The organism is Streptomyces sp. NPDC048479 (assembly GCF_040651435.1).
Classification (GTDB): Bacteria; Actinomycetota; Actinomycetes; order Streptomycetales; family Streptomycetaceae; genus Streptomyces.
This window is the reverse complement of record NZ_JBEZKA010000008.1, coordinates 36,012-56,661: the sequence shown is the minus strand read 5'-3', so window position 1 is coordinate 56,661 and position 20,650 is coordinate 36,012. Positions and strand designations below refer to the sequence as shown.

General features: G+C 66.9%; 18 protein-coding genes. 5 read left to right on the top strand and 13 right to left on the bottom strand.

Features of this window, described 5'->3' with window-relative positions:
* Positions 1-72: 72 nt before the first annotated feature.
* Positions 73-405: a hypothetical protein gene (locus AB0D12_RS14730; protein WP_362681458.1), complete on the bottom strand. Its 333-nt coding sequence runs from the start codon at positions 403-405 to the stop codon at positions 73-75.
* Between the two features lie 113 nt (positions 406-518).
* Here AB0D12_RS14730 and AB0D12_RS14725 point away from each other — a divergent pair, with 113 nt between their 5' ends.
* The gene (locus tag AB0D12_RS14725) at positions 519-1,343 is read left to right on the top strand and encodes an LLM class F420-dependent oxidoreductase (protein WP_362681455.1); all 825 of its coding nucleotides are present in this window, start codon (positions 519-521) and stop codon (positions 1,341-1,343) included.
* 526 nt (positions 1,344-1,869) lie between these two features.
* Here the strand turns inward: AB0D12_RS14725 and AB0D12_RS14720 are convergent.
* From AB0D12_RS14720 to AB0D12_RS14700, 5 genes are all read right to left on the bottom strand, one after another.
* Positions 1,870-2,709: a hypothetical protein gene (locus tag AB0D12_RS14720; protein WP_362681452.1), complete on the bottom strand. Its 840-nt coding sequence runs from the start codon at positions 2,707-2,709 to the stop codon at positions 1,870-1,872.
* A gap of 2 nt (positions 2,710-2,711) precedes the next feature.
* On the bottom strand, positions 2,712-2,972 hold the full coding sequence (locus AB0D12_RS14715; protein WP_362681449.1) for a hypothetical protein: 261 nt from the start codon (positions 2,970-2,972) through the stop codon (positions 2,712-2,714).
* A 54-nt stretch (positions 2,973-3,026) separates the two neighbouring features.
* Complete coding sequence (locus tag AB0D12_RS14710; RefSeq protein ID WP_362681446.1) at positions 3,027-3,281, bottom strand: DUF397 domain-containing protein; 255 nt, start codon at positions 3,279-3,281, stop codon at positions 3,027-3,029.
* Positions 3,278-4,132 (bottom strand): helix-turn-helix transcriptional regulator, encoded by an 855-nt coding sequence (locus AB0D12_RS14705; RefSeq protein ID WP_362681443.1) that lies wholly within the window; start codon positions 4,130-4,132, stop codon positions 3,278-3,280. Before AB0D12_RS14705 ends, AB0D12_RS14710 begins: the two co-directional genes overlap by 4 nt.
* Before the next feature lie 294 nt (positions 4,133-4,426).
* Positions 4,427-5,812, bottom strand: a complete 1,386-nt coding sequence (locus AB0D12_RS14700; protein WP_362681440.1) for a hypothetical protein — start codon at positions 5,810-5,812, stop codon at positions 4,427-4,429.
* Positions 5,813-6,312: 500 nt separating this feature from the next.
* On the opposite strand from AB0D12_RS14700, the gene AB0D12_RS14695 reads away from it, so the two are divergent.
* On the top strand, positions 6,313-6,795 hold the full coding sequence (locus tag AB0D12_RS14695; RefSeq protein WP_362682064.1) for a hypothetical protein: 483 nt from the start codon (positions 6,313-6,315) through the stop codon (positions 6,793-6,795).
* Between the two features lie 106 nt (positions 6,796-6,901).
* On the opposite strand, the gene AB0D12_RS14690 is transcribed toward AB0D12_RS14695, so the two are convergent.
* Both AB0D12_RS14690 and AB0D12_RS14685 read right to left on the bottom strand, forming a co-directional pair.
* A complete protein-coding gene (locus AB0D12_RS14690; protein ID WP_362681437.1) occupies positions 6,902-7,405 on the bottom strand; it encodes a hypothetical protein in 504 nt (167 codons plus the stop codon).
* A 2-nt stretch (positions 7,406-7,407) separates the two neighbouring features.
* On the bottom strand, positions 7,408-7,728 hold the full coding sequence (locus AB0D12_RS14685; RefSeq protein WP_362681434.1) for a hypothetical protein: 321 nt from the start codon (positions 7,726-7,728) through the stop codon (positions 7,408-7,410).
* 478 nt (positions 7,729-8,206) lie between these two features.
* Here AB0D12_RS14685 and AB0D12_RS14680 point away from each other — a divergent pair, with 478 nt between their 5' ends.
* A complete protein-coding gene (locus AB0D12_RS14680) occupies positions 8,207-9,100 on the top strand; it encodes a hypothetical protein (RefSeq protein ID WP_362681431.1) in 894 nt (297 codons plus the stop codon).
* Between the two features lie 50 nt (positions 9,101-9,150).
* Positions 9,151-9,729 (top strand): Uma2 family endonuclease, encoded by a 579-nt coding sequence (locus tag AB0D12_RS14675; RefSeq protein WP_362681428.1) that lies wholly within the window; start codon positions 9,151-9,153, stop codon positions 9,727-9,729.
* 259 nt (positions 9,730-9,988) lie between these two features.
* Here the strand turns inward: AB0D12_RS14675 and AB0D12_RS14670 are convergent, their stop codons facing one another.
* The 5 genes from AB0D12_RS14670 to AB0D12_RS14650 all read right to left on the bottom strand — a co-directional run bounded on the left by AB0D12_RS14670 (position 9,989) and on the right by AB0D12_RS14650 (position 17,730).
* Positions 9,989-10,441 (bottom strand): hypothetical protein, encoded by a 453-nt coding sequence (locus AB0D12_RS14670; protein WP_362681425.1) that lies wholly within the window; start codon positions 10,439-10,441, stop codon positions 9,989-9,991.
* A 643-nt stretch (positions 10,442-11,084) separates the two neighbouring features.
* Positions 11,085-15,791 (bottom strand): putative T7SS-secreted protein, encoded by a 4,707-nt coding sequence (locus AB0D12_RS14665; protein WP_362681422.1) that lies wholly within the window; start codon positions 15,789-15,791, stop codon positions 11,085-11,087.
* Positions 15,791-16,438: a hypothetical protein gene (locus AB0D12_RS14660; protein ID WP_362681419.1), complete on the bottom strand. Its 648-nt coding sequence runs from the start codon at positions 16,436-16,438 to the stop codon at positions 15,791-15,793. The genes AB0D12_RS14665 and AB0D12_RS14660 overlap by 1 nt, the downstream gene beginning before the upstream one ends.
* Positions 16,435-17,007, bottom strand: a complete 573-nt coding sequence (locus AB0D12_RS14655; RefSeq protein WP_362681416.1) for an SseB family protein — start codon at positions 17,005-17,007, stop codon at positions 16,435-16,437. The genes AB0D12_RS14660 and AB0D12_RS14655 overlap by 4 nt, the downstream gene beginning before the upstream one ends.
* Positions 17,008-17,034: 27 nt before the next feature.
* Positions 17,035-17,730, bottom strand: a complete 696-nt coding sequence (locus AB0D12_RS14650) for a hypothetical protein (protein ID WP_362681413.1) — start codon at positions 17,728-17,730, stop codon at positions 17,035-17,037.
* Positions 17,731-17,881: 151 nt separating this feature from the next.
* On the opposite strand from AB0D12_RS14650, the gene AB0D12_RS14645 reads away from it, so the two are divergent.
* On the top strand, positions 17,882-20,473 hold the full coding sequence (locus AB0D12_RS14645) for a bifunctional FO biosynthesis protein CofGH (RefSeq protein ID WP_362681410.1): 2,592 nt from the start codon (positions 17,882-17,884) through the stop codon (positions 20,471-20,473).
* The last annotated feature ends 177 nt before the right edge of the window (positions 20,474-20,650 follow it).

Below are 20,650 nucleotides of genomic sequence, written 5' to 3'. Positions count from 1 at the left end.
CTGCTGGGCAAGGGAAGGGGCGTGCCGGGTTGCTCCTGGCTTTCAAGTGGGATTTCCGGCCACCGTTACGGCTCAGGCGTCACTGCGGTTGCGCCGCATCAGCAGCAGCACAATGATCACGAGCACCGCGAGGCCGAGGATCAGACCGATGATCAGCCCGGCGGAGAGGCCGCTCTTCTTCTTTTTCTTCTTCTTGCTCTTCTTGCCGACCTTGCTCAGGGTGCTCACGGTCGTCGACGCCTGGGCGACGGACGACCCGGCCCCGGGCGCGGCGGCGGTCTTCTGCACGGTCTTCTGCACGGCGACGGCCGCCGTGGGTGCGTAGGCCGCCGATGCGACGGGCGCGCCGGCGAACAGTGCCCCGGACAGCACAAGTGCGGTGGTGACGACGCGGATACGCATCATGATGTGGATTCTCCCCGTGGTTGTCGTCGTTGCTGTGGTTGCCGAGCTCTCGGCATGTGGCACCGTACGGCATACGTTTGGGCCGCCACCACAGACGATGACGGAGGTTCCGTATGCGGATCTCGACCACGATCTTCCTCACGGACGAGACGATCACGCCCGTGCGGCTCGCGCGCGAGCTGGAGGAGCGCGGATTCGGCGGGCTCTATCTGCCGGAACACACCCATATCCCGGTGGAGCGCGCGACCCCGTACCCGGCGGGTGGCGAGCTGCCGCCGGAGTACGGCCGCACCCTCGACCCGTTCGTCGCACTCGGCCAGGCCGCGGCGGTCACGTCGCGGCTCGGCCTCGGCACGGGCATCACACTCGTCGCCCAGCACGACCCGATCGACCTGGCCAAGCAGATCGCGACCCTCGACCATCTGTCGGGCGGCCGGTTCACGCTCGGCCTCGGCTACGGCTGGAACAAGGAGGAGGCCGCGGACCACGGCGTGGAGTGGACGAAGCGGCGCGAGCTGGTCCGGGACCGGATGGCGCTGATGCGGGCGCTGTGGGCGCCGGAACCGACCCCGTACAAGGGCGAGTTCGGCTCCGTGAGGGCCTCCTACGCCTACCCCAAGCCGGTGAGCGGCCCGCGCACGCTCATCGGGGGAGCGGCCGGCCCGAAGCTCTTCTCGCACATCGCGGAGTACGCGGACGGCTGGCTCCCGATCGGCGGCCGGGGCCTGACGGAGTCTGTCCCGGCGCTTCGGGAGGCCTGGTCGGCCGCGGGTCGCGCCCCGGAGACCTTGCAGGTGGTGCCGTACGCGGTCCTGCCGACGCCCGGGAAGATGGCGCACTACGTGGAGCTGGGCGTGGAGGAGGTCGTGCTGCAGCTGCCGCCGGCGGGTGAGCCGGAGGTGCTGAGGGTGCTCGACGAGTACGCGCAGTACCTGTAGCGGCGGGCCTGGAGGGACCTCGGCCGGCGGCGGGAGTTGCGTGATCACGGTCGAAAAAGTTCATGAAGAGACGGAAAAGCGGTCGAGCCGAAAGCGCCGCCCTCGACCGGGCCGCTTCCCCCTTGAGACGGTTCTGCCTTCGCCCAGGCCGCGCACTGTGCCGAGCTGGGGATCGGGACTGTCGGGCTTGTGCGACCGGCTCAGGCCGGGGGCACGGCGCAGCGCCTTGCGCCCCGGCCCGGCGCCGCCCACGGACGGTCCTTCCGGCCGTTTCACCTGAAGGGCCAGACGGGAGTCACGGAGCCGCTCCGCCCACATGATGCTGACCTGGCAACCGGCACTTCACGTGACACATGGTCAGTGAACCGCCCCATAGCCCCACAGGAGACAAAACGCGCCTCACTTCAAGCGTGTTGGTCTGAACGCGGCCACGGGATTGGCAGCCCTCCGGCGTCCTGACCCGCGGCCGCTCTCCCGGGAGGTGGCGGCGGAGGCGGACCGGAACGGGCCCGCTGTGGGCGTCGGGTCAGCCGATGGGCCGCCGCACTTCGGCGCGCACCTTCAGAGCCTGCTGCGCGGTCGCGTTGAGGTCGACTGTGTCGGGGTCCTGCTTTGCGGAGGCCGGGGTGAGGAAAGCGACATAGGCCGCCGTGTTGTCGTCGCCCCAGGCGCACACCGGGACGGTGGAAGTCCCGTCCTTGTCCGTGGAAAGCATGACCGTGCAGGTCATGTCGACGTCCGAGCCGGGCGGCGTGATGGTCTTTGGCGGGTTGGGTTCGTCCATCCCATCGGCTTTTCTCATGCCGTCGAGCAGACTGTCGCGTGCCTGATCCGGATCGTTGAACTGCCCGTACATGCCGGTGAGTACGAGGCCGCGAGCGGCGTCGGTGGCGGTACCGGTGTACGAGCCGATGACCGCCTTGACATTGCGGGCGTCCGGACCGGCCCCGTAACCCTTCTTCTGAGCCTCGGCGTCGGCGTCCGCCGAACCGTCCTTGACCAGCCTGTACTCGTTGGCCAGGAGAGTCTTTGGGATCGTGAGCCGGTACTTGGCCTCGGGAAACGTCTTGGCGGGGCGCCCGGAGTCGCCGCCCAGGTTGCCTATGTAGGAAAGGGCGAGAACCAGGGCCACCGCCCCAAGGGTGATACCGACGATCAGCCAGGTGTGATTCTTGCGCCGCGGCGGCCCCGCCGGCGGTTGTCCCCACCCGCCCTGCCCGGGCTGGCCCGGCTGCCCCGGGTATCCCTGTGGTCCCGGGTAGCCCTGCTGCGGGTAGGGCGGGTGCGGGTAGGGCTGCTGAGCGTAGGGGTTGGGCTGCGGAGGTCCGTACGGACCGGGGGACTGGTGGGGAGGTGGCATGGCCATGGCTACACGATATGTGACCTTCGGGAGCGGTCGCCCGAAGGCCTGGAGGCGGCCGTGCCGCAGCTCCCGCCGGCGGGTGAGCCGGAGGTGCTGAGGGTGCTGGACGAGTACGCGCAGTACCTGTAGCCCCCGGGAGCACCGGGCGCACCGGGTGCCTGCACGGTGGGCGCGCCGGTGCGGAGCCCGTCGGCGGGGAGCAGGGCGGCGGCGGGCACGGCGGCGACGGTCAGCAGGGCGATGGCGATCAGTCGTAATGTGGTCACGTGGCCCGAGCTTGCCGACAGGTTGTCGCCGAATCAGTCAGACACGCACGGGCCTCAGCCGGTCGGGTGTCGTCGCGCGTACGAGACGAAGGCGGACCAGGAGTCGGAGGCGACGGCGAGCTGGGGGCCCTGGAGGTTCTTGGAGTCCCGGACGTGGACTGTGTCTGGGTGAGTGGCGACCTCAATGCACTCTCCGCCGCCACCGCCGCTGTAGCTGGACTTGCGCCAGTCGTAGGCGACTTCGAGGCATTCGCCGCCTTCGCCGCCGCTGTAACTCGACTTGAACCAGTAGAGATTCTCGGTGCTCATCGTTCTCCCAGCATCTTCTCAATCAGAGTCACGGATTCTCGGGGCCGGAGAGCCTGAGTCCGCAGGATGCCATAGCGATCGGTGATGAGCCTGACCTCTTCCGTATCGGTGATCAACCGGGGGTATCCCTGAACCTCTACGTACGCCACCTGCCGTCGCTCCTTGCTGGTCAGCAGGGTAAACGGACCGTCCATTGTGGGGTGTTCGTCGCGGTCGGTCGGCATCACTTGGAGCTCCACGGTGCGTAGCCGGCCGAGGCGCAGCAGCAGTCGAAGCTGCCCCTCATGCACTGACCGTCCACCGATCGGCCGCTGCAAGATGGCTTCCTCCAGGATGAAGCTGAAGGTCGGCGAAGGCCAGCGCTCGAAGATCTGCTGACGGGACAGCCGGTCGGTCACGCGTTTTTCGACCGTCTCCTCGTTCAGCAACGGACGCCGCTGAGAGAAGACGGCCCGGGCGTACTCCTCGGTCTGAAGCAGGCCGGGCACAGCCTGGTTGCTGTAGTAGTGCAGTTCTACGGCCTCCGCCTCCAGCTTGGCGTAGTCCCGGTACCACTCGGGGTGCCTAGTCCGCGCCTTCTTCTGCGCCTCCCGCACGTCATCGATCGCCGCCTTGAGTACACCCCCGGCGGCCAGCAACTCATCGGCCCGCACCAGGAAGTCGGGTTGCGGCGTCCGTACGCCCCGCTCCATCGCGGAGATCAGGTCCTCCCCGCAGTGCGCTGCGACCCCCAGCTCCCGCTGGCTCATCGAAGCGTTCTCCCTCAGCACTTTGATCTGCTTGCCGAGAGCGCTGAAGAGGTGCGCCGTCCCGTCCACTTCGGCCGGCCGCTCGGGCCGCTCTTCCGTCATGCCGTACCGCCTTCTCGGTCACGGCCGACGTCCCGTACAGCCCGCCGGACGCCCGCGCCGACCGCGAACCGGCCCCGAGGTCGCCGACCCCCGACTCGGAGACGGGCCGCGGCCTGCTGCTGGTGGATGCTCTCGCCACTGCCTGGGGCACGGCCGACCGCGTCATCGGCAAAACGGTCTGGGCGGAGCTCGCGCTGCGGTGAGCGGTTTGACGGTGTCTCATTGAGGCTCAGCGTGACGGCCTGCCGGACGAACCGGCAGGCCGTCACAGAATCCTGCGGAGAGAGGTGTTGTCTACGGCGCGAGCCACTCCGCCTGGAGCTGCGGAGCGAGATAGGTCGCTCCGGCAAACAGGCTGTTCGAAGTGGCGCTGTTTCCGGTGGTCTGGAAGACGTTGAGGGAGATCACGTCACCGGCATCCAGCTGAACAATCGTAGACACCTCCTGCGAAGTTCCAAGACCGGCCGGGAGGTCTGCGGTGTCCTGCCCGTCAAAGGCGACGACGCCGCCGTCGACGTAGATGCGAAGTTCACGATCCCCTCCCGAACTCGGACTGAAGGACCAGAGGAGCCTTGCCTTGAGGAGGTAGCGCCCGGGAGTGTTGACCACCAGAGTCGAGGACGTCGAATCAAACATCGCGTCCGTGTCGTAGGCGGCGCCATCGAAGTCGATCTGGGTCAGGGTGTTGGTCGGGATGGCCTGGCTGTTTGAGGAGAAGACACTCGCGCCGACATTGACTGTGGGCCCGGCAGGTCCGGTACCTCCGGTTGCGCCCGTCGCCCCGGTCGGTCCCGTCACCCCCTGCGGACCCGTCGTGCCCGGCGTACCTGTCGGACCGGTCGCACCGGTGGCGCCCGGCGTACCGGGGTCACCCTGCGGACCCGTCGTACCGGTCGGTCCCGTCACTCCCTGCGTACCTGTCGGACCGGTCGCACCGGTGGCGCCCGGCGTACCGGGGTCACCCTGCGGACCCGTCGCCCCGGTCGGTCCCGTCACCCCCTGCGTACCTGTCGCACCGGTGGCGCCCGGCGTACCGGGCTCACCCTGCGGACCTGTCGGACCGGTCGCGCCCGTCGTACCCGGGTCACCCTGCGGTCCCGTCGCGCCCGGCGTACCGGGGTCACCCTGCGGACCCGTCGCGCCCAGCGTAGCTGTCGGACCGGTCGCACCGGTGGCGCCCGTCGTACCCGGGTCACCCTGCGCGCCCGTCGGTCCCGTCGCACCGGTGACGCCTGGTCCGCCGGGCGTGCCCGGGTCGCCCTGCGCGCCGGTCGGGCCGGTTGTACCCGTTCCGGTCGGACCGGTGGCGCCTGGTCCGCCAGGCGTGCCCGCGTCGCCCTGCCCGCCGGTCGGGCCGGTCGTACCCGTCCCTGTGGGGCCAGTTGCACCGGTGGCGCCAGTTGCACCGGTCGCGCCCTTCGGGCCGGTCGGGCCCGTCGCTCCCCTCTTGCAGTCGTCCTTGCCGCCGCGTTGCGATCCGCCCTTGCACTTGTCGAGTACGCCGCCCGGGCCGCTCGACGCGCTCACGCGCTCGCCCATGCTCTGAGCCGCGACCGCGACCGGGCTGACCAACCCCGCTGCCAGGACCAGCGCGAGCGAGACGATTGTGCCGCCAGCCCTCCACTTGTCTCTACGCGGCAGCGGCCCCAGCCAGGACCCTGTCCTGTTGTCAGGACTCATGAACTTGCTCCTTGTTCCGATCGTTTTGGGGCGTCAAAGTCGAACCCAAGGGCGAGCTTGACCCGTGCACAGCTGATCGGTCGTCATGGTCGATCGAAACACTCCGATTGTCAGTAAATCGGACTAATCGTCTTGCCTGGATAGGGTGATTCTCGTCCCCAGATGTACGCGGAGGCACGCGGCCAATCGGGCAGGGCTCCGAGCCGCACCAGCGAAGGCGGAAGCCCGCACCGGCCGTCGAAGTGCGCGAGGCCGGGTGGGCAGGGTGGCTGCCATGTATGTTCGCGGCAAAGATGCCGGCTGAGATGGGCAAGCCATTGCGATCGGCGGCCCGCCGACCCAGAACCCCGGCGTGGCTGCCCGTGTGGTTCGATCGCCCCGTCGGTCACCCGCCCGTTGGTGGTTCATCGACCGCACGATGCGTTGCGTAAGTGGCTAGGTTGACCTGTGTGAACACGGGGCGGAGCTATCGCTATGTCGGGCCGGCTGAGCTGCGGGCCATGGTCTTGCCTGGCAGCGAGGGCAAGATGATCCGCTCGGTGACCGACTTCGACGGCTGGGCTTCCGAGCGTGCGGCGGCGGAGCTGGACGAACCATTCACCTTCGTCATCGGCATGGACGCCGGTCTGCGGCTGGCATCGCGGCGCAGTGAACACGTGGCGTGTGCAGGCGGCGGCCGGGTCTTGAGTGCGGGTGAGATGGGCTTCAGCCGCGAATCGGGTCGGTGGGCGGTCATTGAGGTCAGCAACCAATCGACTGGCTACTGCCCGGACATCAGCTCGTGGCCTGCCGTCGCCGAGACGCTGGACCGAGCCGGGTTCGATCGCCCTGATGGCTTCACGCATGAGCTGGTGTTCCGACGCTGTGAACGCTGTCAGCAGCACAACATTGTGCGCGAGGGCGAGTTCGTCTGTGTCTTCTGCGGCAGCGATCTGCCCGCGACATGGAATGTGGATCCCGCCACTGGGGACAAGGGGTCATAACCACCAGTCGGTTGAGCACCTGCCGCTGGCGGCGGCGTGGGGCACAGCCGACCGGCTCATCGGCAAAACGATCTGGGTTGAACTGGCCCTGACATAAGCCGACTCACTACGCCCGAGCGGCAGCCCACATGCTGACGCTCCACACATCTCCATGCCCCAGGGACCGTCCGCGCGCTTCGTGATCGTCGCTCACGATGACGGACACGTTCACGTTCGCTGCGGCCGCACGGTACTCGAGGAACCCACCTTGGTCGGTGACGCTCAGGGACGGAGCCCCTGGTGCTTGGGAGAGCGCCTCCCGCAGCTCATCCCAGACGAGGTACCGCGGGAAGTCGACCTGCATGCTCCTACGCCACTTTTTCGCCATGGAATTGCCTGATGCCAGCCTGTGCAACTCGATGGAGCAGTTGGCCATCACCCACTCCGACCCAGGGTTGAAGGCGAACTCGAAGATGCCGTAGTCCCGGCGCAGCGAGAGACCATTCTCGTCGACCACGTCGACGAAGTCGGAGTGAATCGCCTGACCAACCTTGCTGAGGGTGGAGCCGATCTCCAGTCCATGCAGCCGCCCCGAGGTAATGACCGAGACGAGGAAGGGAATGGCGTGCACGGTCAGTTCTCCAGCGATTCGGTGATGGGTTCCGCGGTTGGCGCGGAGGCAATGATGGCCCCTCTGACAAGGATCGACGTCGATCCGCCGGAGAGGTGAACCCTTGCGACATGGGGTGGGCCGAAGAAGTCCACGCACCGGCCGTACCGTTCGATTCTGTCCAGGGTCAGCCGCAGGTCCTGAACGGAGGCCTCCGAGGTGCCCTCGTGTGTGAAGACCTGCCCAACCCGGGCAACACCCCCAACGCACCTTGCGATGCAAGTCCCTCCGGGCTCGGTCGACTCTTCCACCGCATAGATCTGCAACTGGCTTGGCTCGTCCATGTCCTCCGACCTTGTAGCTGCTGGAAGAACCGCACCATGCCGCGGCGTCGGGCTGCTGTTTAGTCTCCGCCTTAGCTGTCGACGGTCAGCGCCCTGGGTCCTCACTTTGAATGGCGACCGAACGTACGCCCTATTTCGTGGTTCCGCCGCGCCACTGTCGGGTCCCGGAACGATCCGCGCGGCTACTCACCCCTACTCAGGGAGCCTCGAACCGCAGGCTCCGAGCTCCGAGCCCTCTTTGTGAGGAATGGTTGGTGGATTGAACCCACCCACCCTCCCCAACTGCCGTGATGCCCTCAAGAGTTGACTTTCGGTGTTCAACTTGCCACGCGCTGTCATATGCCTCTAGCGTTCGCAGCAATAAACAACCCCGACCGGTGTTAGCAGCACCAGCCGGGGTCTGACCTCCAAGATCGACAGGACCGATCTCGTGGCGTATCTCAACTCTAGCTGTGCCCTGCCCACGCCCGCACACCCCATGGCCAGTCCGGGCTACGGCAAGCGTCCTGCGCCGGATCAATCCCCGCGCCGCAGAGGCGACTTCGCACATCTGCTCAAGCGGGAAGCGTCCGTCGCCGCGTTCATCGACCGCCTCCCCGAGGGCGCGGCGATGGACCACAAGACCCTTGCCAAACACATCGCCGACTATGGCCAGGCGGCGATCCGCAGCGCACTCAAGGCACTCACGAACGCGGGCCATCTGCGCCGGATCAAGGAGCAGGTGGTCCGCGACGACGGGGTGCGCTGGGTGACGCGTACGTACTGGTCGCGTACCGCCCGCAGTGCCGCCTGGTGGCAGGAGTACTGCCGGAGCGTACGGGGCGTGATGCTCGACGCCCCGGATGACGCCCCGGACGATGCGCCGACCGCCACGGATCCGGCCGCCACCCAGCCGGCCGCCGTCGAGCCCGCACCGCAGCGCACCACCGCCTACCGAACCCTCGCCGCCCTCGGCCGTACCGACCCCCGGATGACCCTCTCCGCCGCCGACTGCGAGCGGCTGGAACCCCTTGCCGCGACGTGGCTGGAGTACGGCGCGAGCGTGAAGCACCTGATTCATGCGCTCACTGACGGACTACCCGTCGCGATCCACAACCCGGCAGGGATCGCGAAACGACGACTGGAGGACAAGATGCCGCCCAAGCCCGTCCGCGAGCCCGAGACCGTGCTGCGTAGCGTCATGGTCTGCATGTTCTGCGACACGACCGAGGAGGACGAGCCGCTCATCAACGGCATGTGCGAGGCCTGCCGGAACGAGGACGAGGACGACATCCCGGCCACCTTCCGCCCCGGCCCGCGCCCGGCGGACGTGGCCGCGCACGCCGACGCCGCGCGCATCGCTGCCGGGCTGGCCCCGAGGACTCGTGCATGAGCGTGCAGGACGCGCCGGTCAGGGCACCATGGAGGGGAGGAGGCGACGCCATGACCCCCAGGACCACCCCCCGGCCCCAGATGTCGGTCGAGGAGTTCGAGGAACTCGCCCGCCGTTCGCCAGAGATGGTGCGGCTGGAGTTCATCCAGGGAAAGGTCCAGGTCAAGCCCGTGCCGGACGGCGTCCACGGAGCCATCGTGATGTGGCTCCTCGAACAGTGCATGCAGCACCTGCCCGATCATCGCCTCTACCCCGAGCAAGGCCTGAAGGTCGAGAAGTATCGCAGGGGGCGGGCCCGTCCGGACGGCGCTCTCGCGCCCATCGACCACTTCGTTCCGCAGGGCGAATGGGCGGCGCCCGACGGCGTCCTGATGACGGTCGAGGTCACCTCGCGCGACCCGGACACCGACATGCGCGACCGCGTCGAGAAGCCCGACGGCTATGCGGCAGCCGGTATCCCGGTCTACCTCCTCATCGACCGTGAGACCCAGGCGGTCACCGTCCACGCCGAGCCCGAGGGGGGCTCGTACCGAAGCATCACCACGCGCCCCTTCGGCGCCGTTGTCGAGCTCCCAGACCCGGTCGGGATCACCCTGGAGACGCAGAAGCTCAAGGACTACGCCGACTGAATTCCGTCCGACGCTCCGCCACGCAGGAGGGGCGAATACCTCTCCCGTCATCTCTCCGGCCATCAACTCGACGGCTGGGACGTGCCGTACGGCAGCGACCTCTCCGACTCCGCGGTCCAGATCACCGCGGAACTCGCGGCGCACGCGGTCGCCCACGCCCGCGTCCCGGGGCCGTGACTTCGAGCTCCGCCTAGCGCTCACCTCGACGAGGCTCCGCATCGCGGTCTCTGACGCCACGCAGACCCCGAACCCTGCCCGCTTAGCCAGTGGTGGACCCCTCGGCCAGTGCTCGGAAGTCATTCAAGGCGGCAAGATAGTCCGTTCTGGCGGGATCATGCTCGGGAAGCTGAGCTAGGCCCGAGGCCGCCAGTTCGTCCGCAGCCAGGAAGACCGCGCGTGCAAGTTCGTCTTGACTGGCCTTGGCAATCAGTTTGTTCCTCGAGGAGATGGAGATCTCCTTATTGCTCCGTCGGAAGGCAATGCCGAAGGACGTGTCGACGCCCGTGAAGTTCAGCATCCTGTCTCGACCGTTCAGCAGTGCGGCGAGGCTGTCCAGCAGCAATGTCACGGAGGGGTAGATCATCATGCCCTGGTCCGGGATGTGCCCGCTTGATCCAGCCTGTCCAAGGCCACCCTCGCAGACGATGTCCCCAAGATCGAATCCGCTGGGTTCGCCCTGTCCGGGGCGTACGGAAAACATAATATTGATCACGGGGTATAGCTCTTTCCCACCGGGAAGCATTGATTTTCCGTGATGCCTTGAGGAAGGCGTAGTCAATGCTGCCGTCGACGGGCTCCGCCCTTCGGCTTTCGACATCTATGACGAAACGGCGTGGGGTTTCACTTGCGTCGAAGCCGAAGAGGTACGCAACAGAGCTACTGGACTCGGCAACCTTGCGAAAATAGACGAGTGAGGCCATCACCTGTTCTACTCCTGATCCCCAGATTGGGGCGCATGCTCCAGGCTGCGAAGGATGGCATCGAGGTCAGAAAGTGCCCTAATGCAGAAGTCTTGATCCTCTGCAGTAATCGAGTGTATGACCTCCCGGAATTCTGGAGAATCGGCTTTTCCGCTTTCTTGGAGAATGCGGGATGGGATGAGAAGCCAATTTTTCCGCTTCGTGTCAAGCGTCCAGTCAACTTGGGTCGACGTGTCTCTAATTGCCTGCTTAATCAACTCGGCTGTGCCGTCCGGGGGGGAATTGTAACGCAACCCGAGATATGGCACCTGCTGGTATCCGTAGAGAGGGTGTGGACCCGCACTCGACTTAAACCAGGCGAGATCACCGAATTTGCTGAGAATCTGCATTGAATGCGCACTTCTCGATGGCATCTGAATTTCATCTCCAATCGTCTCACCAGAGGGGGCCATCGTATCCACCGTTTTGGATGATCAGCTTCTTTCCGGGGTTCATGAGTCTGATGGCCCGCTCGTAGTCACCATAGGGGATTGGATCGGACCTCATTGCCGGATCGTACACATAGCGGCCATCGGTGTAGACGTCATGGTAGCGATAGTCGGCTACGTCTCGTCCGCCGCTCTCGGGGATGCGGATCACTGGATCGTTATGGGCAGTAAAGTTGATGATTTTCCCTTGGCCGTCACCCCTCCGAAGAATGTACTCCGCAATCTCCGAACAGTCGATGTTTCCACCTGTAGGGGCGGACCTCATTGTGTCAGTTGCCGCGGAACTAGGGGGATAGTTTGGGTTGGGGTCGCGAAAGTCGAATGGGCCACGACCATCCCCGTCGCAGTCCGGTGCCAGGCCGAGTGAATCGGACCGAGTGTGCGGGTTGTGGACATAGGTTGTGGGGTTTGGGGCGGGCGCAAGGCCGAGAGGGTCGACTGAAAGATAGCGCGCAGACTCGGGATCGTAGTAACGGCGATGGTTGTAGTGGAGGCCGGTCTCGGGGTCGAAATATTGGCCTGGGAAGCGGAGCGGTGTATAGCTTTTGCTGGAGCTTGCCCAGGTGGTATTACCCCAGAGCGTGGTGCGGCTATGCCATGCGATCTCGCCTTGTTCGTCAATGAGCTCCGTTGGGCTGCCGACGAGGTCGGTGACGATGCTGAAGAACCGCTGATCTATTTCCACTTGTGGAGCATCGACGAGCGTGATGCGTTCGGTTTGGGCAATGGGGCGCAAGCCTTCGTGAACCCACGTGAGGGTTACCGGGTTCGGCAGTACTACCGAGGTAGTGGTCTGTTCGCACAGGTTGGTGCCGTCCCAGACAAAGTCAACCTGCTCCACGATTGCTTGGCCGTTGGCGGCGAAGCGCTGCTTTGCGGTGCGTCGGCCGAGAGGGTCGTACTGATAGCGCCAGTGCGTGCCGTCCGGGATGATCACAGAGGCCAGGCGGTCCTCCGCGTCCCACTCGTAGCGCCATGTGTCGGGCTTGCGCGAAAGACGTGTCTTCTGACGCAGGACGATCCGGCCCTGTGCGTCGTGCTCGTAGCGGACGTTGCCAGCTCGGGTAATCGTGGTGCCGATGTAGCTGCGCGGGCCTGTGGCTTCCTGTCCGGGGTGAGACGTGGGCCATGTTGCTTCGGTCTGGTTGCCGGCCTCGTCGTATGCGTATTGCTCGGTCCAACCTGTCGCGTGGATGGCGGTGACCCGGCCTGCTGCGTCCAGGTCGAAGTGGCGACTGCCGGCGAGTTGGTCGTCGATGCCGATGAGGTTGCCGTCGGCCCGGTACGTGTAGGCGCGGCGCTGGATGCTGCGGTCTGCGCCGGTGACGTGTTGGCCGGTCAGGCGTCCCAGTGCATCGAAGCTGGACTCCAGGGTGACCGTCTCGCCAATGTGGCGGGCGAGTTCGTGGCCTGCTGCGTCGCGGTCGAAGCTCAGCGTTCGACCAGAGGTGGTCAGGGTGGCACGTCGGCCTGCCGCGTCGTACGTCCAAGAGCTCAGCACGCCCGACGGTGTCGTCCTGCCTGTCCGGCGCCCCAACACATCGTGGTCGTAAGTGAGAGTGCGGCCGTTCACGGTCTCAGACTTGAGTCGTCCGAAGCGGTCCCGGAGGTAGGTGATCGTCGCGTCCGGGCCGATTGCCTCAGCGAGTTGATCGGAGAGGTCGTACGCGAAGGTGGTGAGAGCCCCTTCGGCGTTCTTGGACACGATGCGGTCGAGCTCATCTCGCCCGTAGCGGATGACTTGGCCCAGTGTGTCGGTGCGTGTAGCGAGGCGGCCTGCCTCGTCGTGGGTGTAGGCGAGGGTGCGGTCGTCGAAGTCTGCCTCGGATATGAGACGGCCTGCGATGTCGTACGCGTACTTCCAGGTCAGGCCCTGAGGATTGAGTACCTGAGTCAGACGCAGCTCGGTGTCGTGCTGGAACTCGTAGCGCACGCCGTCGGGACCGGTCCGGGCGGTCATGAGGTCGAAGTGGGTGTACTCGAAGCGGGACACAGCGCCCAGGGCATCGGTGTGGGCGACGCAGTTCCCCTCGCCGTCGTACGCCCACGACTGCTCGGTGCCGTCCGCCTGGATGCGGCGGGCTGGCTTACCCTCCGGGGTCCATTCCAGGCGGGTTGTGTTGCCGAGCGGGTCGGTCAGGGCGACAGGCCGTCCGAACCCGTCCTGGTCGATGCGGGTGACCGCGCCCAGGGGGTCAGTGATCTCAACCGGGAGGCCGGCGGCGTTGCTGCGGATGTGGGTGGTGTTGCCCAGGGCATCGGTGACCGAAGTCGCGTGCCCGTGCTCGTCGTAGGTATAGCGCGTGGTCGCTCCGGACGGGTCGATGACCGTAACGCGGTTGCCCCGCTCGTCGTACTCCTGACGTACTGACGTCCGGTCCGGATTGGTGACGCGTACCGGGAGTCCGAGATCGTTGTAATCGGCGTGCAACTCTCGCCCGTCAGGGCGGACGATTGTCCGCGGTTGACCCGACTCGTCGTACTCAAAGCGTGTGGTGTGGCCGAGAGGATCGGTCAGGGATAGCAGCCGGTTGTATCGGTCGCGCTCGTAGCGGGTGACCGCGCCCAGCGGGTCGACCTCCGCGACGACTTGATGGGCGTCGTTGATCAGGTAGCGGTGGACGGCGGCGCTGGTGGTGGTTGTGGTGGTGACGCGCAGACCGGTTTCGGGGTCGGTGCCGCCGTAGTCCAGCCGCAGAGCAATGTGGCCCTCGGTGCCGCCCTCGGCTATGCACCGGTCGCGGTCGTCGTACGCGTACTCGTAGCGGCTGCCGTTGGTGTCGGTCCAGGACGTGACCCGGCTGCGCTCGTCGTACCCGAACCGGAGGGGCGAGCCGGAGGAGTTGATGACTTCAGTCAGGTTCCCGTCGGTGTAGCCGTAGCGCAGGATCTCCTGATCGGTGCCGTCTGGTGCCGCGCCGGCCAGGTGCAGGGCGGTGATCCGGCTCTGGTCGGTCGTGAGCTTCAGGTGGTAGCCGCCGTGGTGCAGGATTCCGGTCGGCGTGCCCGTCTCGTCGTACTCGAAGGTGATCCAGTTGCCGTTGCGGTCGTCGATCTGAGCCAGCAGAGCCAGGTTGGCGCTGCGCGTGGTGAAGTGCCAGACGCGGCCGGTGTCAGGGTCGGTGACCGTGTAGTCCCCGTCGATGTCGCGGTCCAGAAGCCAGCGCGGGCCGCGGCTCGGCATGACCGGAACACCAGGCGCGGGGTGCGGATAGGAAAGCAGCAGGCCGTCTTCGCAGACGAAGACGACGCCTTCAGAGTCGATCTCCAGGCGCTGATCGGCAGTGGACGACCAGGAAGGGCCGAACCAGCGGCCCACCTGATAGTCGGAAGCAACGCGGCGGCGGAAGACCAGCGGAAGCACACCGGGCAGGATGACGTCGGTCTGAGGGAGGTACATGGTGCCGGTGGCGAGATCGACCGGGTCGGTGCCCTTGCTCTCCACCGCCTCCTGAGGACGGGAAGGCTTGGCAGGATCCTCAACGCCTTTACGAGCGGCCGATTCGGCGCCCTCTTCAAGCCCGTGCTTAACGCCGTTCCTCATCCCGGCACGGATGCCGCCGCGCACGAGCCCGGCACCCTTTGAGCCGATGAGTTCGGGGACCAACCGGCCGAGGAACTCGGAGGGGTCGCCCTTCGCCGCGTCCCACGCGTTCTTCAGGGCCCGGTCCGGGTTGGCGGCGGTGGACGCCAGCCCGGCGAGCGTCATGTTGAGGCCCTTGTAGTACTCGGCCGGGTGGGTCAGGTTGTAGGGGTCCATCGGGTCCACCGACCGGACGAAGTTGAGCAGCCCGGCCGTGCCCTTGACGACGCCGCCGCCGAAGTGGGCCAGCTCGAAGCTCTGGCCCAGGCTGTAGTCCATGAGCTCGAGGTTGAGCTTTTCGCGGCCGGTGGGTTCCTTCGGAGCGTGCGCCATCGCTGCCGTGACAGCCGTCTTCGCCGTTTCGGCCGCCTCGTTGCGGTGGCGGCGGGCTTCCTTGAGGATCTCTCGCGCCCGCTCCCGCTTGGCCTCGCCCGGGTCGGAGAGCTCACCGGGCTTGGGTAGCGGGTGGTCGCCGTTGCGGGCGGCGTTGTAGGCGTCGACCTTCTTGTTGTGCTCGTCGGTTGCCGTCTTCGAGGACTCGTCGCCTTCCTTGTACAGGGCGATCGCTTCCCTGGCCTTGTCCTGCGCGCTGGTGATCGACTTGGAGTACGTCTCCAGTGCCTTGGCGGCGTCCTCGAACGCGTCCGCCGCGTGCAGCCAGTCGGTGGGCAGGGTGGAGAACTTCTCCCGGAAGGTGTCGGCTGCCTCACCTTTCCAGTGACTGGAGTCGAGCTTCTTCATCCCGCCGCCGACCAGGTCGAACGCCTTGTGGAAGTCCCGCAGGTTCTTCACCGACTCGGCGATCTTCCCGGGGTTGCCGTGGATCAGCTCGTTCGCCTCCTCGCTCTCGCCGAGCTGCTGCTCACCGACTTCCGCGCCCAGGGACGAGGCGGTGCGATCGCCCCAGTCCTCGACCACGTCCGCCATCTTGTGCTGGCCCATGTGGTCAAGACCGTCACCGACCTTGTCCGTTGCCCAGTCGACACCTTCGCCGGCCTTCTCCTTGGCCTTGTCGATCCCGTCGCCTACGGCGTCGATACCCTCATCGACCAACTTTCCCCAGTCCGGCATCAGCCGTGCTCCCCCCACCGCGGCTCTTCAGCCTGCGCGATCGTCTCCTCCGACGGATCGAACACCTCGCGCATCTGCTCGTCCGTCTTCTCACGCAACTCCGGGTCGATCAGACCGGAGCGCTCCGCGGAGTCCAGCCCCGCGTCCATCACGTCGTACCCGGTGTTCTTCCAGGTCTTGTTGACCTCTTTCTGGGCCTCCGAGAAGGACTCGGCGCTCCAGGTCGCGCCGTCGAACGCCGACTGGGTGCTGATCTTGCCCCAGCTCATGCCCTTGACCTCGTCCTCGCTCAAGTGCGGGTTCCCGTTCACCGAGTTCACGCCGATCTTGATCGAGTCCTTGATGTACTGCTCCTGCTCGGCGTACGAGCCGGCCGACAGACCCACCCCCAGCGCAAAGCCATTCCCGCGCAGAGTCAAGGTTCGTACGCCCCACTCCCAGCGATCACAGAACGTCTGGAACTCCGCGGTCAGCCCGCTGTGCCCCAACTCCAGCCCCGACAACGCAAGATCCGAGAACCCCCGACCGGTCGACGCCTCACCGATCATCCCGAGGTCCTTCAACTCGGCATGCGCCAGATTGATGCCGTTCGCGATCTCGGCCAGCGCCGCTTCCGGCGCCGCGAGATCAGGATCGCTCCCGCTCATTCCATACCCCCGAGATCTACCGCCGCGGCGTCGGGCACGATGCCCTGCACCGGCGGGAACAACATGCCTTCTTCACTGCCCGCGTCGAGTGCCACGCCTGCCGGCCCCGGCAGCATCGGCACCATCACATCCAGCAGGCGCGCGCCCAGGATCGTCTGGTACGTCCACTCCCGCTCGGCGTCCCCCTGCGCACGTGCAAACCGTGCCAGCGCCTCTTCGTCCGAGAACGCGCAGATCCAGCGAACCCCGCCCTGGTCCGAGGTCCACAGGCTCCCGAACGGATCGATCGGCACCAGCACGGCGGTGCGGCGGAATTCCCCTAGCAACACTGCAAATTCTCTGCGGGCCCAGGTGAGTTGATCCTCGGCGGGAACCGGTGGCTGAGTCCCCACGGCAGTTGAATCTGGTACCGAATCGGCCAAATCCGTTAGCCGCAAGGGCTTTCGGGCTCCGATGTACCGTCCCCGTTGCTGGTCATGCACGGCATGTTGCCACGAACCAGTTTTCGAATGCAATGGAATCAAAACGATCAAATCGTTGGATATCGCCAACGCTTGCTGACGCGTCATCTTGTGACCTCGGTGACGCCTGTGACATCAGCCCTGCCCCCCGCCCGGACGGAGCTCCGGAGGATGGACGCCGGTCAGCGAATCGCCATACGCCTTCTTGGGGTCGTACGCGCAGGGCATCCCGCTGCCCCCGGAGAACCGCTGGTCCTCCGCACGCCAGGTGAAGGACAGCGTCTCGTTCCCGCCGTCTCCCGCCCGGCCGTCCCGCTCCGCCCGCAGGTTCCACTCGTCGCCGGTCTGGAACTCCCCGTACTCGCTGATATGCCAGCCCGTGTCCTTCAAATGGTCGTGCAACCTCCGCAACGCAGGCAGGGCCTCCTTCTCGGAGACCTTGTCCAGGGCCCAGCCGTGGTACAGCCCGTACGCCCCGTCCACGGGATCATCGGCCATGCCCTCGAGCCCGCCCGGGTGGCAGAAGTCGGTCGAGAGGTAGTTCTCCGTGCCCGCCCCGATTTCCACCACGCCCGGCGGCACAACGCGGTCGAAGCCCAGCACCTCGTACGCGTTCTGGGAGCGGACGGTGGCGCGGCGCATCATCTCCTCGGGAGCGACGCTGGGGTAGTCCTCCGGTGTGGCGCGCTCCACCTGGTACGTGATGACCAGGCCGAGCACAAGCAGCAGCGGCGCGGAAATCAGCACGATGAACGCCCACCACGCCACGTCGAGAGCCCTGCGGACCACCGCCCTCGCGGGGGAGTCGGGCATCTCAAGGTCGTCGATCATGAGACTGAAGCTACGGCCCATCGCACGGCCCGGACATGCGTGGTTGTGCCCAGCATGCCTGGGCGCAGGTACTCAGGTCAGTACCCCTCGGCCGTGCCCCTCCGCCCGAGGCCAGCTATTTCCCCTTCCCCCGCGCTCGTATGCTCCATCCATGACGGATCACCAGCCCGTACGCCCCGTACGCCCCACCGAGAACGCCATGCGCCGCGCCCTCAAGCGAGCCAGGGACGGGGTAGCGCTGGACGTCACCGAGGCCGCCGTGCTGCTGCAGGCGCGGGGAGACGATCTCGAAGACCTCACCGCGTCCGCCGCGCGGGTGCGGGACGCCGGGCTCGAGGCTGCGGGCCGCGCCGGTGTCATCACGTACTCGAAGAGCGTGTTCATCCCGCTCACCCGGCTGTGCCGCGACAAGTGCCACTACTGCACCTTCGTCACCGTCCCCGGCAAGCTGCGCCGCGCGGGCCACGGGATGTTCATGTCGCCGGACGAGGTCCTCGACATCGCCCGGCGGGGGGCCGAACTGGGTTGCAAGGAAGCGCTGATCACGCTCGGGGACAAGCCCGAGGACCGCTGGCCCGAGGCCCGGGAGTGGCTCGACGCGCACGGTTACGACGACACCATCGCGTACGTACGGGCCATGGCGATCCGCATCCTGGAGGAGACCGGGCTCCTGCCGCATCTCAACCCCGGCGTCATGACCTGGACGGACTTCCAACGGCTCAAGCCGGTCGCGCCCTCCATGGGCATGATGCTGGAGACCACGGCGACCCGGCTGTGGAGCGAGCCGGGCGGGCCGCACCACGGGTCGCCGGACAAGGAGCCCGCCGTCCGGCTGCGGGTGCTGGAGGATGCCGGGCGCAGCTCCGTGCCCTTCACCAGCGGGCTGCTGATCGGGATCGGCGAGACGTACGAGGAGCGCGCCAATTCGCTGTTCGCGCTGCGGCGCGTCGCCCGTGCGTACCACGGCATCCAGGAACTGATCATGCAGAACTTCCGCGCCAAGCCGGACACGGCGATGCGCGGCATGCCGGACGCCGAGCTGGACGAGCTGGTCGCCACCGTCGCCGTCGCCCGGCACATCATGGGGCCGTCCGCCTGCCTCCAGGCGCCGTCGAACCTGGTGGCGGGCGAGTACGCACGCCTCATCGGCGCCGGCATCGACGACTGGGGCGGAGTTTCGCCGCTGACGCCCGACCATGTGAACCCCGAGCGGCCCTGGCCGCAGATCGACGAGCTGGCCGAGCGGTCGGCGGCGGCGGGCTTCCGGCTCGAAGAGCGCCTCTGCGTGTACCCGGAGTTCGTCCAGCGCGGTGAGCCCTGGCTGGACCCGCGGCTGCTGCCGCATGTCCGCGCGCTCGCCGATCCGGAGACCGGGCTGGCGAACCAGGGCGCCCGTGTCGAGGGGCACCCGTGGCAGGAGCCCGACGAAGGGTTCACCTCCACCGGACGGACCGATCTGCACCGCACGATCGATACGGAAGGCCGGACCTCCGACCGGCGCGACGACTTCGACGAGGTGTACGGGGACTGGGAGGCGCTTCGGGAGGCAGCCGTGCCCGGCATGGTGCCGTCCCGTATTGATACGGATGTACGCGCCGCGCTCGCGACGGCCGCCGACGACCCGACCAAGCTCACCGACGACGAGGCGCTCGCACTGCTGCACGCGGACGGGCCGGCGCTGGACGCGCTCACCGGGATCGCGGACGAGCTGCGCCGTGACGTGGTCGGCGACGACGTCACCTACATCGTCACGCGCAACATCAACTTCACCAATGTCTGCTACACGGGCTGCCGTTTCTGCGCCTTCGCCCAGCGGCGTACGGACGCGGACGCGTACACCCTCTCCCTCGACCAGGTCGCCGACCGTGCGGAGCAGGCGTGGGAGGTCGGTGCGGTCGAGGTGTGCATGCAGGGCGGCATCCACCCCGACCTGCCCGGCACGGCGTACTTCGACATCGCGCGCGCCGTGAAGGAGCGCGTCCCCGGCATGCATGTGCACGCCTTCTCGCCGATGGAGGTCGTGAACGGCGCCACCAGGACCGGTCTTTCCATTCGCGAGTGGCTCACCGCCGCCAAGGAGGCGGGCCTGGACTCGATCCCGGGGACGGCCGCGGAGATCCTGGACGACGAGGTCCGCTGGATCCTCACCAAGGGCAAGCTGCCCACGACCACCTGGATCGAAGTCGTCAAGACCGCGCACCAGCTGGGTATCCGGTCCAGCTCGACCATGATGTACGGACATGTGGACCAGCCCCGGCACTGGCTCGGCCACCTCCGTACGCTCGCGCAGATCCAGCAGGAGACGGGTGGCTTCACGGAGTTCGTGACGCTCCCCTTCATCCACACCAATGCGCCCGTCTATCTGGCGGGCATCGCCCGGCCGGGGCCGACGAGCCGCGACAACCGCGCTGTGACGGCGATGGCCCGGCTGCTGTTGCACCCGCACATCACCAACATCCAGACCAGCTGGGTGAAGCTGGGGCAGGAGGGAGCGGCCGAGATGCTCCGCTCCGGCGCCAACGACCTCGGCGGCACGCTGATGGAGGAGACCATCTCCCGGATGGCGGGCTCCAGTTACGGCTCGTACCGCTCCATCAAGGACCTGATCGCCATCGCGGAGGAGGCGGGCCGCCCGGCGAAGCCGCGTACGACGCTGTACGGCGAGGTGTCGCAGGAGCGACAGCAAGCGGCCATCGCGTCCGACGGGCACCTGCCTGAGCTGCTTCCTGTGCTGGGCGACTAGGGCTCGGCGGGGATGCGAGCAGCCGTCTCGCCGCCTCCACCGCCTGTGCGGTGCGTGCCTTCCTGCTCATCGTCCCCCAGGCGAAGTCCCCTCGCTACCTGACCGGCGGGCTGCGTGGTCCTGTATCCCCTCGTGAGGCGGCCTGATCCAGCGCCGTCCGTCCCCGAGCGGTCCCGG

Excerpts from the sequence above, each read along its gene's own strand:
- AB0D12_RS14700 (WP_362681440.1), bottom strand. The coding sequence starts at position 5,812 with ATGAGTCCTGACAACAGGACAGGGTCCTGGCTGGGGCCGCTGCCGCGT.
- AB0D12_RS14645 (WP_362681410.1), top strand. The coding sequence starts at position 17,882 with ATGACGGATCACCAGCCCGTACGCCCCGTACGCCCCACCGAGAACGCC.
- AB0D12_RS14685 (WP_362681434.1), bottom strand. The coding sequence starts at position 7,728 with ATGGACGAGCCAAGCCAGTTGCAGATCTATGCGGTGGAAGAGTCGACC.
- AB0D12_RS14650 (WP_362681413.1), bottom strand. The coding sequence starts at position 17,730 with ATGATCGACGACCTTGAGATGCCCGACTCCCCCGCGAGGGCGGTGGTC.
- AB0D12_RS14680 (WP_362681431.1), top strand. The coding sequence starts at position 8,207 with ATGGCCAGTCCGGGCTACGGCAAGCGTCCTGCGCCGGATCAATCCCCG.
- AB0D12_RS14695 (WP_362682064.1), top strand. The coding sequence starts at position 6,313 with ATGGTCTTGCCTGGCAGCGAGGGCAAGATGATCCGCTCGGTGACCGAC.
- AB0D12_RS14720 (WP_362681452.1), bottom strand. The coding sequence starts at position 2,709 with ATGGCCATGCCACCTCCCCACCAGTCCCCCGGTCCGTACGGACCTCCG.
- AB0D12_RS14710 (WP_362681446.1), bottom strand. The coding sequence starts at position 3,281 with ATGAGCACCGAGAATCTCTACTGGTTCAAGTCGAGTTACAGCGGCGGC.
- AB0D12_RS14675 (WP_362681428.1), top strand. The coding sequence starts at position 9,151 with ATGACCCCCAGGACCACCCCCCGGCCCCAGATGTCGGTCGAGGAGTTC.
- AB0D12_RS14730 (WP_362681458.1), bottom strand. The coding sequence starts at position 405 with ATGATGCGTATCCGCGTCGTCACCACCGCACTTGTGCTGTCCGGGGCA.
- AB0D12_RS14660 (WP_362681419.1), bottom strand. The coding sequence starts at position 16,438 with ATGAGCGGGAGCGATCCTGATCTCGCGGCGCCGGAAGCGGCGCTGGCC.
- AB0D12_RS14705 (WP_362681443.1), bottom strand. The coding sequence starts at position 4,132 with ATGACGGAAGAGCGGCCCGAGCGGCCGGCCGAAGTGGACGGGACGGCG.
- AB0D12_RS14655 (WP_362681416.1), bottom strand. The coding sequence starts at position 17,007 with ATGACGCGTCAGCAAGCGTTGGCGATATCCAACGATTTGATCGTTTTG.
- AB0D12_RS14665 (WP_362681422.1), bottom strand. The coding sequence starts at position 15,791 with ATGCCGGACTGGGGAAAGTTGGTCGATGAGGGTATCGACGCCGTAGGC.
- AB0D12_RS14725 (WP_362681455.1), top strand. The coding sequence starts at position 519 with ATGCGGATCTCGACCACGATCTTCCTCACGGACGAGACGATCACGCCC.